Origin of the sequence: Siphonobacter sp. BAB-5385 (genome assembly GCF_002261125.1) — a bacterium.
Taxonomy (GTDB): Bacteria; Bacteroidota; Bacteroidia; order Cytophagales; family Spirosomataceae; genus Siphonobacter.
The window spans coordinates 22,249-35,353 of record NZ_NMPS01000174.1 but is presented as its reverse complement, the minus strand read 5'-3'; the positions used below and the strand labels follow the sequence as shown (position 1 = coordinate 35,353).

General features: G+C 49.5%; 14 protein-coding genes. 3 read left to right on the top strand and 11 right to left on the bottom strand.

Translation table 11 applies throughout. The features are described from left to right. Positions 1 to 170 precede the first annotated feature (170 nt). Positions 171 to 1,436, top strand: coding sequence for a hypothetical protein (locus BWI93_RS17290; RefSeq protein ID WP_217902303.1), 1,266 nt, complete (start codon positions 171 to 173; stop codon positions 1,434 to 1,436). Positions 1,437 to 1,677: 241 nt separating this feature from the next. Here BWI93_RS17290 and BWI93_RS17285 read toward each other — a convergent pair whose 3' ends face one another. Genes BWI93_RS17285 through BWI93_RS17275 form a run of 3 tightly spaced genes read right to left on the bottom strand, consistent with a single transcriptional unit; the run spans position 1,678 to position 4,119 of the window. Next, on the bottom strand, positions 1,678 to 2,838 hold the full coding sequence (locus tag BWI93_RS17285; protein WP_094813504.1) for an MFS transporter: 1,161 nt from the start codon (positions 2,836 to 2,838) through the stop codon (positions 1,678 to 1,680). 41 nt (positions 2,839 to 2,879) lie between these two features. After that, positions 2,880 to 3,422 carry a hypothetical protein gene (locus tag BWI93_RS17280; protein WP_094813502.1) on the bottom strand — a complete coding sequence of 181 codons (543 nt, stop codon included), beginning with the start codon at positions 3,420 to 3,422 and terminating at the stop codon, positions 2,880 to 2,882. Positions 3,423 to 3,429: 7 nt separating this feature from the next. Then, positions 3,430 to 4,119, bottom strand: coding sequence for an HAD family phosphatase (locus BWI93_RS17275; RefSeq protein ID WP_094813500.1), 690 nt, complete (start codon positions 4,117 to 4,119; stop codon positions 3,430 to 3,432). A gap of 96 nt (positions 4,120 to 4,215) precedes the next feature. Here BWI93_RS17275 and BWI93_RS17270 point away from each other — a divergent pair, with 96 nt between their 5' ends. Next, positions 4,216 to 4,974, top strand: a complete 759-nt coding sequence (locus tag BWI93_RS17270; protein WP_141217506.1) for a DeoR/GlpR family DNA-binding transcription regulator — start codon at positions 4,216 to 4,218, stop codon at positions 4,972 to 4,974. Positions 4,975 to 5,155: 181 nt separating this feature from the next. Beyond that, on the top strand, positions 5,156 to 5,704 hold the full coding sequence (locus BWI93_RS17265; RefSeq protein ID WP_094813495.1) for a YqgE/AlgH family protein: 549 nt from the start codon (positions 5,156 to 5,158) through the stop codon (positions 5,702 to 5,704). A gap of 70 nt (positions 5,705 to 5,774) precedes the next feature. Here BWI93_RS17265 and BWI93_RS17260 read toward each other — a convergent pair whose 3' ends face one another. From BWI93_RS17260 to BWI93_RS17225, 8 genes are all read right to left on the bottom strand, one after another. Then, the gene (locus tag BWI93_RS17260) at positions 5,775 to 6,425 is read right to left on the bottom strand and encodes a porin family protein (RefSeq protein ID WP_176454256.1); all 651 of its coding nucleotides are present in this window, start codon (positions 6,423 to 6,425) and stop codon (positions 5,775 to 5,777) included. 237 nt (positions 6,426 to 6,662) lie between these two features. After that, on the bottom strand, positions 6,663 to 7,133 hold the full coding sequence (locus BWI93_RS17255; protein WP_094813491.1) for a hypothetical protein: 471 nt from the start codon (positions 7,131 to 7,133) through the stop codon (positions 6,663 to 6,665). Positions 7,134 to 7,182: 49 nt separating this feature from the next. Continuing rightward, a complete protein-coding gene (locus tag BWI93_RS17250) occupies positions 7,183 to 7,641 on the bottom strand; it encodes a hypothetical protein (protein ID WP_094813489.1) in 459 nt (152 codons plus the stop codon). 98 nt (positions 7,642 to 7,739) lie between these two features. Beyond that, the gene (locus BWI93_RS17245) at positions 7,740 to 8,279 is read right to left on the bottom strand and encodes an RNA polymerase sigma factor (RefSeq protein WP_094813487.1); all 540 of its coding nucleotides are present in this window, start codon (positions 8,277 to 8,279) and stop codon (positions 7,740 to 7,742) included. 202 nt (positions 8,280 to 8,481) lie between these two features. Further along, positions 8,482 to 9,441: a transketolase family protein gene (locus BWI93_RS17240; RefSeq protein ID WP_094813485.1), complete on the bottom strand. Its 960-nt coding sequence runs from the start codon at positions 9,439 to 9,441 to the stop codon at positions 8,482 to 8,484. Between the two features lie 225 nt (positions 9,442 to 9,666). Next, positions 9,667 to 10,515, bottom strand: coding sequence for a transketolase (locus BWI93_RS17235; RefSeq protein WP_094813483.1), 849 nt, complete (start codon positions 10,513 to 10,515; stop codon positions 9,667 to 9,669). A gap of 104 nt (positions 10,516 to 10,619) precedes the next feature. Then, positions 10,620 to 11,075: a thioredoxin-dependent thiol peroxidase gene (bcp, locus tag BWI93_RS17230; RefSeq protein ID WP_094813481.1), complete on the bottom strand. Its 456-nt coding sequence runs from the start codon at positions 11,073 to 11,075 to the stop codon at positions 10,620 to 10,622. A gap of 144 nt (positions 11,076 to 11,219) precedes the next feature. After that, on the bottom strand, positions 11,220 to 13,091 hold the full coding sequence (locus tag BWI93_RS17225) for a M23 family metallopeptidase (protein WP_094813479.1): 1,872 nt from the start codon (positions 13,089 to 13,091) through the stop codon (positions 11,220 to 11,222). Between the last annotated feature and the right edge of the window lie 14 nt (positions 13,092 to 13,105).

Below are 13,105 nucleotides of genomic sequence, written 5' to 3'. Positions count from 1 at the left end.
TACTTCCATTTTTGCCGATAGTAAAGTCCAATATGAATACAGAAATTCAACGGAATTCTGATTTTACGTGAGTGAACACTGGGAAGGGAGCGATATTAGGGCGGTAAAAGGTCCTTTTAGTCTACTCTATGAAGAAGTATTGGTGTATTGGATGGATACTAGGTATGAGTTTGTCATCGCAAGCTCAGACTTTTAAAGAAGGAAAGCTGTGGCTGAACGAAGACGGCAGCAATTATTTTAAAGTGACCCTGAATGCCCAAATCTGGTTGCGAAATACGGAGCTAAATCCCGGTAGTACAGTGAATGGGTTTGCTCAGACGAATGTAACCGATATTGGAATTCGCCGGGCTCGTTTGCAGGCTTTCGGGCAAATTGCCGATCGCGTATTTATTTATACGCAAATTGGAATGAACAACTTTAGTGCTTTGTCGGATCGGAAAGCGGGGTTTTTCATCCATGATATCAACGGGGATTATGAAGTCGTTCGAAAGAAATTGTTCGTTGGGGGCGGACTTACGGCCTGGAATGGACTGTCGCGATTTTCGGCTCCGGCCGTCGGCTCCATTCTGGGAATTGATGCTCCCCTGTTCGAGCAGAATACCAATGACGTAACGGATCAGTTTCTGCGGAAACTCAGTTTGTACGCCAAAGGAAAATGGGGCAAGCTGGACTATCGGTTGGTGATGAGTAACCCGATGTCGATCACCAAAGCAGCGGGCTATACGCCTGGCGTATCCGGCAACTCGTCGTTTTCGCCCCGACCCACCCGCATGCAATGGCACGGGTACGTCCAGTGGCAATTCCTGGATCCGGAGTCGAATGTGACAGGTTACAATGCCGGAACGTATCTGGGAAGCAAACGGGTCCTGAACGTAGGAGCCGGGTTTCAATACCAGCCCGCCGCTCAGTGGCATTTAGTGGGTACGGATACCGTTTCGACGGCCATGCGAAATTTTGCCGTGGATTTATTTTACGATGTACCGCTGAATTCGGCCAAAGGTACCGCCCTGAGTGCGTACGCCGTGTACATGCATACGGATTACGGACCGGGGTACCTGCGAAATCAGGCAACCATGAATCCGGCCTCGGGTACTACGCGTACAGATATCGTGAATGGAAGTGGCAACGGCTATCCTTCCTTCGGGACGGGCCACTTGTTGTACGGGCAGGTAGGCTATAAGTGTAGGGAAAATCTGTTGGGTAAAACTACCCTAATGCCCTACGCGAGTCTGCAATACGCCCGTTACGAGCGGCTAAATGCGGCGGTACTATTCTGGGATGCCGGTATCAACTGGTTGTTGAAAGGACAAACCTCGAAACTCACCCTGGCCTATCAGAACCGCCCCGTTTTCCAGAATATACCTGGAACGAATACCGCGGATCGCATCGGTACCAAAGGAGCGGTACTGCTCCAGTATCAGGTGTTCTGGAATTAAGCGTTGCCGTGGCGTTTGACCGAGGGGAAAGCGAAACCAAAGGTTCGAATTTTTATCAGAGTAGTTTATAGTGGGAAGGTTAAAACCTCCGCTCTTTGAGCGGAGGTTTTTTGTTAGGGTACGATGCCGGAGGGTACTAAGCAGGTAGAGGAAACAGCAAACGTACACGGTCGCCTCGCCGATTGCGTTTAGCATTATGATTTTGAATAGAATCCTGAGTCAGGCCTTCCGTAGGGCTAGGCTAGTGCCGTACCCGACGGGCCAGTAACCAGATCGTAAAACCCAGAACGATAACGATACTCAGAGCGATGCGGAGGGTAGCGGCTTCCGCAACAAATCCAATCAGCGGAGGCCCCATTAAAAAGCCCGTGTACCCTACGGTGGATACGGCAGCCAGAGCAATGCCCGCCGACATGGTTGCGGAACGTCCTGCCTCCGAATACACCAGCGGTACAACGACGGCTACGCCAAAACCAATGATTAGAAAACCAATGATGACAGCCCAGGGAAAGGGAGCCGATACAGCCAGTGCCATGCCTACGGCAATGCCCAGGCCACTGATCTGAAGCATTTTTCGAATGCCGAGACGTACGGTAAGCCAGTCACCCATGAAGCGTCCGGCAGCCATGGTGATGGTGAAAGCTGTATACCCTAAAGACGCCACGTTACCGCCCCGTTGCCGGTAATAGATGGACGACCAGTCGGCCATGGCTCCTTCCGTGAGCATACAGCAGAAAGCAATGAGACCGAGCAGTAACAGGGCTCGGTCGGGCCACACGAAGAGGGGTGTCTTCTCCGTTGAAGTCTGTTGTTTATGATCCTGACTAAGCAAAGCCCGGGCGGATACCAAGGCCATAATGACGGATAGAACCAGGACCGCCAGAAAGTGATACAAAGGCGTTATTCGCAAGGAAACCGCAATACCTCCCAGAGCAGATCCCGCGAAGGCTCCAATACTGAACAAGCCGTGACAGGAAGACATAATCGGTTTGCCCAGGCCTCGTTCCACGTTTACCACCTGCGTGTTGACGGCGATATTGGAAACGTCTCCGGCGGCTCCGTACAGAAATAAAGCCACCGCTAGTTGCCAGCCACTTGTCATTAATCCCAGCAGAGGTAAGGCCGCTACGTAGGCGACCAAAGCCCAGAACGTTACTTTTCGGCTGCCTAGCTTGGTGACCAGCCAACCCGCCGGGGCCAGTGCCACCAATGATCCCAGGGGCATTCCCAGCAGGATCGAACCCAGTTCGCCCGCACTTAACTGCAGATTTTCCTGAATGTCCGGAATACGTGAAGCCCAGCTCGCGAAGCTCAGTCCCATCAAAAAGAAAAATGTACTGACCGATACCCGGGCCGCCGTATAGTTGAGGCGAGCCGGTGGGGGAACTTCAGGAGAAAACATAAAGTAAGCGTTCGTTTTGGGGTATCCGGACTTGCCTGGGGTTATGGATTCGGTAACAGCTCCGGCAACAGCAGGCGTTCAACGTCCCGCCAGGTTTGTACGCGTTGATACCCTTCCAGGGTTTGGTTGTGCGGAGCATCAAATAAAATCGGCGTACCACGAAAGGTACTCAAATTTTTCTCATGGTCGTCGATGAGGTAATCGCCATCAATCATCCATTTGTGCCCACAGAGAACAATATATCGCCAGTCGATGAATGCAAAGTGTTCAGCCAGCCACTCGACTTTTTCTTTCAGAGAATTAGGAAACTCAATCGCTGCTGAAACAATGAATACTTCATACTGTTCGGTGAGCTTTCTTACTACTTCCTGAGCGTCGGGCATCACGGTCATACCCCGAAAAAATCCGGGTTCGTGTACCCAACTTTTTACCGTATCTGCGTGAATATCCACGGCAGCCGCCCAGTTAGGGCCTTTCAATAAATCTTTGGTAACGGATCGGCCCAGCCGATTTACGCAATATTCCACAAAACGACCGGAAGCATCCGCCAGGACATCGTCCATGTCAATCAAAATACGTTTCATTCGTTTTTTAGCGAACCGTTTCCAGGTCCGTGGCTTTTAAAATGGTTAATAACTGTGTAATACCCGCCGTATCCCAGGCATCAATTTTCCAGTCGGCCAGCGATAAATCCTGATTGCCCGAGTTGGGATTGACGTACCCGACGCAGGGCATACCAGCAGCCTTGGCGGCCCGGCATCCATTCGTTGAATCTTCAATGACCAGACAGTCCTCGGGTGCTACGCCAAAATACACACTTTGTTTGATAAAAATTTCAGGATCGGGTTTCGCCCGGGCGACGTCTTCGCCGTTGTACACGTTCTCAAAATAGCTTTTTAAGCCCGAACGCTCCAGGCACAGATTCACCATGCGTCGCTGGTTGGAGGAGGAAACGCACAGTCTGAATCCCTGCTCCTGTAACGTGGCCAGCAATTCGGGAATACCCTGAATGACGGGAAAAGGCTCAAGAGCCGCGAATTTCTCCATCAGCAGGTCGTATTCCTGCTCCACGTATACTTCCGGGGCATTGGGTAATTGTTCGGGATACAGGGCTTTGTAGCGGCTGTAAATCTCGCGGGAAGCGACGCCCGTCAGGCCATCCACTTCTTCCTGGGTCAAGGGAATACCCAGATGGTTTTCAAAAAAATAGGGATGGAAATGATGGTAGATCGGCTCGCTGTCCACGAGTACGCCATCCATATCAAAAATGACCAGTTTCATAGGCTTATTGCTAGTGATGTTGCAAAATTCGGTAAAAAACCGAAATAAGCCGCATGATTAAGATTATCTTTGCGTTATAAAACGAAAAAAAACGAAATGCTTCGCGAAGAACGCCTCCAATACATTCTTCAGAAACTGACGCAGCACCAGCGGGTAAGTTCGGTAGAATTAAGCCAGGAATTAAACGTTTCGGATGACACCGTTCGTCGGGACCTCAATGAACTGGCGAAAGAGGGCTTACTCAAGAAAGTACACGGCGGAGCCATTCCCAGCGTACCCCGGGCACCGGCTCCGCTCAAGATGACCGAACGCATTGCTTACGCCCAGCACGAGAAGGAAGAAATTGCCCGGAAAGCTACTGCTTTGTTTAAGGATGGACAGACAATCATTCTGGACAATGGTTCCACCAACATGGTCATTGCTCAAAGGCTCCCAACGGACCTGAATGCCCAGATTTTTACCAACAGTCTAGCCATTGCACAGATTCTTAGCGAGCATCCTTCCGTGGAAGTACACTTGATGGGGGGATGGGTTTACAAGCGGGCTCAGGTCACCCTGGGGGCTGGGGTCATGCATACGCTCGAACAACTACGGCCGGACTTTTGCATCGTGGGCGTTTGTTCCATTCATCACGAGCTGGGCGTGACAACGCCGTATTGGGAAGAAGCCTTGCTGAAACAGAAAATGGTGGAGGTATCCCAAAAAGTCATTGCGACGGCCTGGCGGGATAAATTCGATACGGCCGATACGTGCCGGGTGTGTCCCTACGAAGCCCTGGACCTGCTCATTACCTCTTCGGCCATGACAACGGAGCAACTTGAACCGTATCATCACAAAGGCGTGGAAATCTGGTAACCGAAGGAAATGCAGATAAAAACCTGAAAAATATTTAAAAAAGGTAGTTTTTCTCCCGAAAGAAGCTGGTTTGTGAAGAAAAATCGTTTATCTTGCTCTTAGCAGCTTTATCCAACGATTTTCAAATAGTCTGACCATGAGAGAATTGAGCGACTTTCTTCCAGGAAAAAACAATGCTCAAATGAAGGTGACCCGAGGCAGTTTGTTGTTAGCTGAACCGTTTCTGGGTGATGAAAATTTTGAGCGGAGTGTAGTACTGATTTGTGAACACAATGAGCAAGGGACTTTTGGGCTGGTTTTGACTCAAACGACGGAGTTGCTGCTGGACGATGTAATTGAAGACGATATCTATCCTGACGTACCGCTTTTTGTGGGTGGACCCGTTGAGAAAAATACGCTGCATTACATTCACCGCCGCCCGGATTTGATCGAAGGTTCAACGGAATTGCAGGACGGTCTGTACTGGAGTGGTGACTTTGAACAGATCAAGAAACTGCTCAATCTGGGGTCGTTACCCGCCGGGGATATCCGCTTTTTTATTGGGTACTCGGGTTGGGGAGAGGGTCAGCTGAGCGATGAGCTGAACCGGGACTCCTGGATTGTATCGAATACGCTATCCCATCAATTATTTGACGCACCAACCGATCAGCTCTGGCGACTTACGTTACGGGATATGGGAGGAGCGTATCGGGTTTTATCGCATTATCCAACGGACCCCCGTTTGAATTAGTCGCAATGGATTCATTCATAAAAAAGGCCGGATGTTTAGTCCGGCCTTTTCGTATTTAGGCTTGGGAAGACTAACGTCTTCCGCTGAATTTATTACTTCCTTTGTCGTACTGGCCTACCGGGAAACTATAGCCTACGGTAAGTGAGAACCACTGATTACTCATGTCCTTACGATCAGGAATATTTTTGTATACCTGATTAAAGCCTAAGTTGTAACGAAGATCCACATTGATCCATTGCTGCTTAGCCAGACCAATGTTAACGCCTACGCCACCGGTAGCTCCCACATCAATTTTCTGGAAGTTATCATTAATCAGACCGTTGTTACCAACCATGAAGCTAACCGCGGGGCCTAAAAACAGTTTGGGACGGATGGCACCCGGCCCCATATCATTGCCGAAATAATACGTAGCCAGCACAGGTACGTGGATATAGTCCAAATTCAGCTTAAAAGCCCCATTCGTATTATTATTAAAGCTCTCATAGTCTGTGCCCAGACGCGTGTACAAAACGTTGGCCGTCAAACCAAAGTGTTCCTTGATACTATAGTTGACAAACACACCCGCCGACGGGCCAAATTTGTAGTTGGTCTGTACACCTTGGGGTGTATTCGTTAGGGTAGAATATGATCCACCGATCATAGGTCCCAGAGAAATATTTTCTCGTTGAGCAGAAACACTGCCCGTCCAGCAGAGACACAGGGCCAGCACAAACGCACGCATAGGATTGAAGGATTTAAAATAGGACTTTACTGGGATCTGATACATAGGTGAACAAACGAATGGTTAAACAGCTTATTTGATCAATACGAACGAAAGTTTTGTGCCAGCGGACTTGCTGTACTGAAAAATTGACCGTTCTTTTTGAACATATAGATCAGCTAGTAAGGTATTGAGTCCGAACGGCATAAAAAAACAACGCACCGGTTTTGATGCGTTGTTTCTCGAAATGGAGTCTGCTTAATGCTGGTCCTGTTCCTTATGAGGGCGGTTATTCAACCGTTCGATAAGCATCTGGGTGAACCGCTGATCCGCTTTGTACAATTCTGATAACTGTTTCACATTCAGAACTTTCAGGTATTTCGTCTGGTACTCGCGTTCGAGGTCTACCTCCTGTTGCCGCAGGTCCAGTACTTCTTTCAGATTCTTCCGAATGGTTTCGTCGCTGGCGTTCAAGTTATTGGTTTCTCCGTTGAGGCGACGCAGTCGGTGACGGATCTCCCGCTTTTTATCTTCACATTCATTAAAGAGCGGCCAGAAATCTTTAGCCTGATCGGGTGTCAGGTTCAGCCGGTTCGTAATCCAGGTAATTTTGGCGGCCCGGATGCGTTGCTGACCTTCCTTATTGGGCTGACCTTCTTTGGCAGGCTGCTGGGCGTAGGAAACTACCGTCAGCAAGAAAAACAAACTACCAGTGATCCAGAATTTCATACGTTTTCTTAAAAAACAATCGCTCAAACGATTGGGTAGGTGCATGGTACTAGATTAAATCTTCCAGATCTTCCAGCGGAATGTGATCCAGAATATCTTTCTTCGACGCCTTCAGGTTTTGCAGGGGTTGGGTACTGAGACTGTCGATGAGGGGCCGGTTTTTGGGCGACTCGGACAAGTCCTGTACTGAAACATTCGGCTGCTGCTGGAGATACTGGACAATATCTTCGGAAGCCACCTGACTCAGCGTTTCCACGCCGATGGAATCCTGCCGTACGGGCCAGCTGACGTACATCAGTACGGCTATTACCGCCGCCGCTCCCGCCGACAACCAGCTCCGCCGCCAGGACCAATTCAGGGACCATACGCGTTCGGGGGCCCGTTGTTCGTGAATGCGAGCCTGAATACGCTGCGGCAGGTCGTCGAAGTACGGATCAGGAGCAGAGTAGGGATTAATCTTCGGAATGTCTTCCAGTTTTATTTTCTTGTTTTCCATCTCTTTTTCCATCTCTTCGTCCTATAAAATCAACAAACTGTACTATTCAAAAACCTTGAGGATCAGTTTATTGCTTACTCGAAACTTGGAACAGTTCGCCCCGGCAAAGTTTAATTTCCATTTAAAAATTCTTCAATTTTTCGTACGGCGTGGTGATACGAGGCTTTCAGAGCTCCTTCGGAAGTCCCGGTCACTTCGGACATTTGCTCGTAGGGCATTTCGTCGTAGTATCGTAAGTGAAAAACTAGTCGTTGTTTTTCGGGCAGGCGAAGGATGGCTTTTTGTAATTTATTCTGAATTTCATCCCCGGAAAGCTGGGGATCGGCATCAATCTTCGCCTCCAGTTCGTAGTCTACATTATCGAGCGGCAGGAAGAAACGACGACGTTTTTTATTCAGAAAATTGAACGTCTCATTACTGGCAATGCGGTAAATCCAGGTAAACAGTTGCGAATCCCCGCGAAACTCGGCCAGGTGTTGCCAGACCTTGATGAAGGTTTCCTGCGTGAGATCATCGGCGTCCGAATGATCGATAACCATTTTCCGAATCAGGCTGTATACCTTATGCTGGTACTTACGAATCAGCAGGTTGAACGCGTAATTACGCGTTTCCGGATTCGCAAATTTTTCCAACAGTTCCTGATCAGACATGTACTTTACTTTCAACACTACTTATGAAGGAACAAGTATAGGGAATGGAAAGATTCCAATGCAAGCCCCAATAGACCTAATCGAAGGCTAAATTGTTAAAATCAGTGAAAAAACGACCGAGATAGGGCTTTTTCATGGATCAACAAAAAAGAAGGCTAGTCCGAAATAGTCTTCGAACTAGCCTTTAGGAAACAATGCAAGCTTATTTCGTTTTGCGGGCGATAGCTTTCTTAGCTGCTTCTACGATGTTCGCTGCTTTCAGACCGTACTTGGTCATCAGTTCATCGGGCGTACCGCTTTCGCCAAACGTGTCTTTCACGCCAACGAATTCCTGCGGAGCCAGGTAGTTGGTAATAAGCGTATGAGCAATGCTTTCACCCAGACCTCCATTCACCTGGTGTTCTTCCGCACTTACGCAGCAACCCGTCTTTTGTACCGAGGCCAGGATGGCTTCCGTATCGAGCGGCTTGATGGTGTGAATGTTGATGATTTCGGCTGAAATACCTTCATCTTCCAGCATCTGGCAGGCTTGCAGAGCTTCCCATACCAGGTGACCGGTTGCGAAAATGCTGACATCCGTACCTTCGTTCAGCGTGATGGCTTTTCCAATCTCGAAGGGCATATCTTCGGGAATGAATACCGGAATCACCGGACGACCAAAACGCAGGTATACGGGGCCTTCGTAAGCCGCTGAAGCAATCGTAGCCGCTTTCGTCTGGTTGTAATCGCAGGGATTGATGACCGTCATGTTGGGCAGAGCCTTCATCATGGCGAGGTCTTCGAGGACCTGGTGCGTGGCACCGTCTTCGCCCAGCGTCAGACCGGCGTGCGATACGGCGATTTTTACGTTCTTGTTGGAATAGGCCACAGCCTGACGTACCTGATCGAACACGCGGCTGGAACCGAAGTTGGCAAATGTCGTTGCAAAGGGAATTTTGCCCGTAATGGCCAGACCTGCCGATACGCCGATCATGTTGGCTTCAGAAATACCGCACTGGAAAAAACGATCGGGGTTTTCCTGAATGAACGTGTCAATTTTGAGGGATCCTACTAAGTCGGCACACAGCGTTACGACGTCAGGATTGGTACGACCCAGTTCGGTCATGCCCGCTCCAAAACCCGAGCGGGTATCTTTTTTATCGGTATAAGGATATTGTTTCATTGTGTCAGTTTTCAGTTTAGAGTTTACAGTTTTCAGTTAAATACTGACCAGTTTGTAAATCCTTATCTGATTCGATCAGGATACCAGGAATGGCCTATTGAAAACTGCAAACGCTGTACAGGATTAAGAAGTAGCTAGTCAATTTCTGATTGATGATTTCAAAGTTGAGAAAACCCTTGAGTTAATCAACAACTGAAAACAGTCAACCGGAAACTGAAAACGCTCCTAATAATCACCTAAAGTTTCGGGGAGTTGGGCGAGGGCTTTGGCGAGTTGTTCGTCGTTGGGAGCCGTACCGTGCCACTTGTGCGTGTGCATCATGAAATCAACACCCTGACCCATTTCGGTTTTGGTAATGACCACGATGGGCTTACCCTGACCCGTCAGTCCTTTTGCTTCGCTGAGAACCGTATCCAGGGAGTTGTAATCGTTGCCGTCCATGTGCAGAACCGTCCAGCCGAAAGCTTCATATTTAGCTCCGAGGTCGCGGTTGTTCATGACCTTCTCTGTTGGACCGTCGATCTGCTGACCGTTGAAATCCACGAACGCAATCAGGTTGTCCACTTTGTGGTGGGGAGCAAACGTAGCGGCTTCCCAAATCTGGCCTTCCTGCTGCTCACCGTCGCCCATGAGTACGTACACGAGGTGCGAATCACCGTTAAGTTTCTTGCCTAGAGCCGTACCGATGGCTACCGAAAGACCCTGACCCAGCGATCCTGAAGCGATGCGGATACCGGGCAAATGCTCGGCTGTTGCCGGGTGACCCTGCAAACGCGAGTCGAGTTTACGGAAGGTAGCCAGCTCGGCGGGTGGGAAGTAGCCGCGATGAGCCAGAACGGAATACAAAACCGGGGAGATGTGACCGTTGGACAGGAAGAAAAGATCTTCACCGTTTCCGTCCATGTTAAATACCACCTGGCCGTTTTCGTCGGTTTTCAAATCCATGTGTTTGAAATACAGACTCACCAGCAGGTCCGTACAACCTAATGATCCACCGGGGTGACCTGATTTGACGCCGTGTACCATCCGGACGATGTCACGACGAACCTGAGAAGCAATTTCCTGAAGATTCATATGTGTAGATAAGCGAAAACAAAGGGGCCTGCTTAAACGAGTACTTTAGTCCAGTCAAACCCTATAACTAAATGATAAATTACCTGTGTGAAATCGACACAAACTTACGCCGATTGCAAAATCTGACTGGTGTGGTCCTTGGTGTCAACTTTGCGGATGATCTGGGCAATTTTTCCGGATTCATCAATCACGAAAGTCGTCCGTGCCGTACCCATGTAGGTTTTGCCGTACATGTTTTTTTCCACCCAGACGCCGTAGGCTTCCACGATTTTATGGTCGGCATCAGCCAGCAAGGGGAAGGGCAGCTCGTATTTTTTAATGAACTTCTGGTGCGATTTCTCATCGTCTACGCTAACGCCCAGGACGACATAACCCGCCTGTAACAGGCTTTCGTAGTTATCGCGGAGGTTGCAGGCCTGAGCCGTGCAACCCGGCGTATCATCTTTGGGGTAAAAATACAGGACTACCTTCTTTCCGGCGAAATCACTGAGTTTCACGAGTTGACCATTCTGGTCGGCTGCTTCAAAGGCCGGAGCCTGATCGCCAGTTTGAAGAGACATAGATACGTAAGGCTTTAGGAATGGAAAGCAGTAACTTCCATTCCTGCTAAACTAAAAAGGGTATGGCTGGAATCGTACCGGGATCGGAAAATTTCTTCTTTTCTTATCCGAAAACAATTCCTGCTAATGACGGACATCCCCGATTTATGGATGGAGGTTCGGTCGTTCAAAAGTAGCTTTGTTTCCTGAATTGTCCGTCACTTCCAAGCGTAATTCACCCTGAAAAGGACGATTTTCTTCCCTTATTTTCGAAAACAGCAAATCATTTTTGGCGTCGTATTCCAGTATGACGGTTTCCGTACCGACCTGGGTTTGCCAGGTTTTAATCCCGGATAAATTGTCTTTAATGCGAAAACGAAGCTGGCGGGCATTTATACTCACCGGCGTGATGGTTGGAGCCAGCGTATCCGTCGCTAGTCGGTACGTGCCCAGGTACAGCGTTTCGGCGTGGATACGGCCGTCTTTCCACTGTCCGCCCACGAATTCAGGCCGTTCGCCATCCCGGTACAGGGCCGTTTTCTCGTATTCGGAGATGGGGCTTTCGGGCTGGTAATGAATCGTGACTTTACCCTTCAGGGGCACCGTCGGATCGCCAATCAGTAGCTTTTCATTCTTTTCCTGAAGATTCAGAAATAACGTATCGTAGAGACTTTCGGATTTCCATTCCAGCTCCAGGCGGTCCCTGCTAAGTCGTCCCGGTTTTTTGGGATAAGCCGTACCCACGAACGAAAACCGAATCAGCTGCGAACCCGTATCAAGTGAATCGGGCAAACCCTGACGTAAATCCCAGAGGTAACAGCTGGGGTACGCTGGACTCAGAATCTGATGTTTTCCAGGAAGATAGACCTGTAATGAATCGGCCAGAGCCCCTTTCACCACCAGCCAGTTTTCTTCCACCGTCCAGCGTATGGAAGGATCCGCGGAGCGGCCTTCTTTCGGATCGCCTTTCACCACAAAATGCAGTTGCGATTTGTTCTGAAAATGATCCCAAGTAGTAATCGTCACCTGATGAATGGCTCCGGGGTTGACGCGTAAACGTCCGTCGCGGGGGGAGTAAATCGGTACGCGGTCATTGCCATCCGCTTTGTAGCAACGCTGGAAAAAGCGACCCGTTTCGAAATACGTGGCGTAATCGGTGTGAATGTTAATGTCGTCGGTATAGGCTTCGGGTACCTGAGCCAGGTGGTGAAAATGCAGCTCGCGGCCATCCACATGTACTTCCACGCAACTTAGTCCATTTTTGGAAGCAGAGCCGTTACTCTGATCGTACGCCAGTAATTCCAGCCCCATTTCCCCCACCATTCGTAGCGTATCCCGTAACCGATACAGGTGCACGGAAGGCTTCGGCGATTCTTCCTTAATAAAGCCATACTCCATACGACCAAAACGGCCTTCAACCCGGGCATTCGCATCCAGGGTACGGACGGCTAGTGCTTCGAGCACGGGGGGAATGTTATCGTGTACTTCTGCAAAGGAATAATTCAGCGGATCAACGTTGATCCCTTGTGCATTCCGGATTTCAAAGTGCAGGTGTGGCCCCATGGACCCCCCCGAATTACCCGAAAGGCCCAGTTCTTCGCCCCGTTGCAGCGGTAGCGTACTGGAAGCGGGCGTAAGCACCACTTCGGGTGAATGGCGGGCTACCTGCTGTTGATACACGTACTGAGCAATCCGCGGATTGAACTGTTGCAGGTGAGCATAGACGCTGGTTTCGCCGGATGGATGCGTAACAAAAACCGCATTGCCGTATCCTGTACGACTAACGATAATCCTGGAAACGTACCCCCGGTCAATGCTCTGTACCGAAAGTCCTTCGCGTTGCTGGGTTTTGATGTCGATACCTGCGTGAAAATGCTGCGGCCGAAGCTCGGCAAAGGTACCGGCCAGTTGAGCGGTTTGTCCGGGTAAAATAGGAAAAAGGTACGGTTGCTGGGCGGCGGCGGAAAAGGCTAGTACCCAGGCCAACGAAAGAATACGAGCTAGCAAGACGAATACGTAAGAAAATGGATCAGCCAACCCGGGGTTGTTTC

What these genes read in the sequence shown, in the direction of transcription:
- BWI93_RS17285 (WP_094813504.1), bottom strand. Translation starts at nt 2,838, where the DNA reads ATGTTTTCTCCTGAAGTTCCCCCACCGGCTCGCCTCAACTATACGGCG.
- BWI93_RS17280 (WP_094813502.1), bottom strand. Translation starts at nt 3,422, where the DNA reads ATGAAACGTATTTTGATTGACATGGACGATGTCCTGGCGGATGCTTCC.
- BWI93_RS17275 (WP_094813500.1), bottom strand. Translation starts at nt 4,119, where the DNA reads ATGAAACTGGTCATTTTTGATATGGATGGCGTACTCGTGGACAGCGAG.
- BWI93_RS17270 (WP_141217506.1), top strand. Translation starts at nt 4,216, where the DNA reads ATGCTTCGCGAAGAACGCCTCCAATACATTCTTCAGAAACTGACGCAG.
- BWI93_RS17265 (WP_094813495.1), top strand. Translation starts at nt 5,156, where the DNA reads ATGAAGGTGACCCGAGGCAGTTTGTTGTTAGCTGAACCGTTTCTGGGT.
- BWI93_RS17260 (WP_176454256.1), bottom strand. Translation starts at nt 6,425, where the DNA reads ATGCGTGCGTTTGTGCTGGCCCTGTGTCTCTGCTGGACGGGCAGTGTT.
- BWI93_RS17255 (WP_094813491.1), bottom strand. Translation starts at nt 7,133, where the DNA reads ATGAAATTCTGGATCACTGGTAGTTTGTTTTTCTTGCTGACGGTAGTT.
- BWI93_RS17250 (WP_094813489.1), bottom strand. Translation starts at nt 7,641, where the DNA reads ATGGAAAAAGAGATGGAAAACAAGAAAATAAAACTGGAAGACATTCCG.
- BWI93_RS17245 (WP_094813487.1), bottom strand. Translation starts at nt 8,279, where the DNA reads ATGTCTGATCAGGAACTGTTGGAAAAATTTGCGAATCCGGAAACGCGT.
- BWI93_RS17240 (WP_094813485.1), bottom strand. Translation starts at nt 9,441, where the DNA reads ATGAAACAATATCCTTATACCGATAAAAAAGATACCCGCTCGGGTTTT.
- BWI93_RS17235 (WP_094813483.1), bottom strand. Translation starts at nt 10,515, where the DNA reads ATGAATCTTCAGGAAATTGCTTCTCAGGTTCGTCGTGACATCGTCCGG.
- bcp (WP_094813481.1), bottom strand. Translation starts at nt 11,075, where the DNA reads ATGTCTCTTCAAACTGGCGATCAGGCTCCGGCCTTTGAAGCAGCCGAC.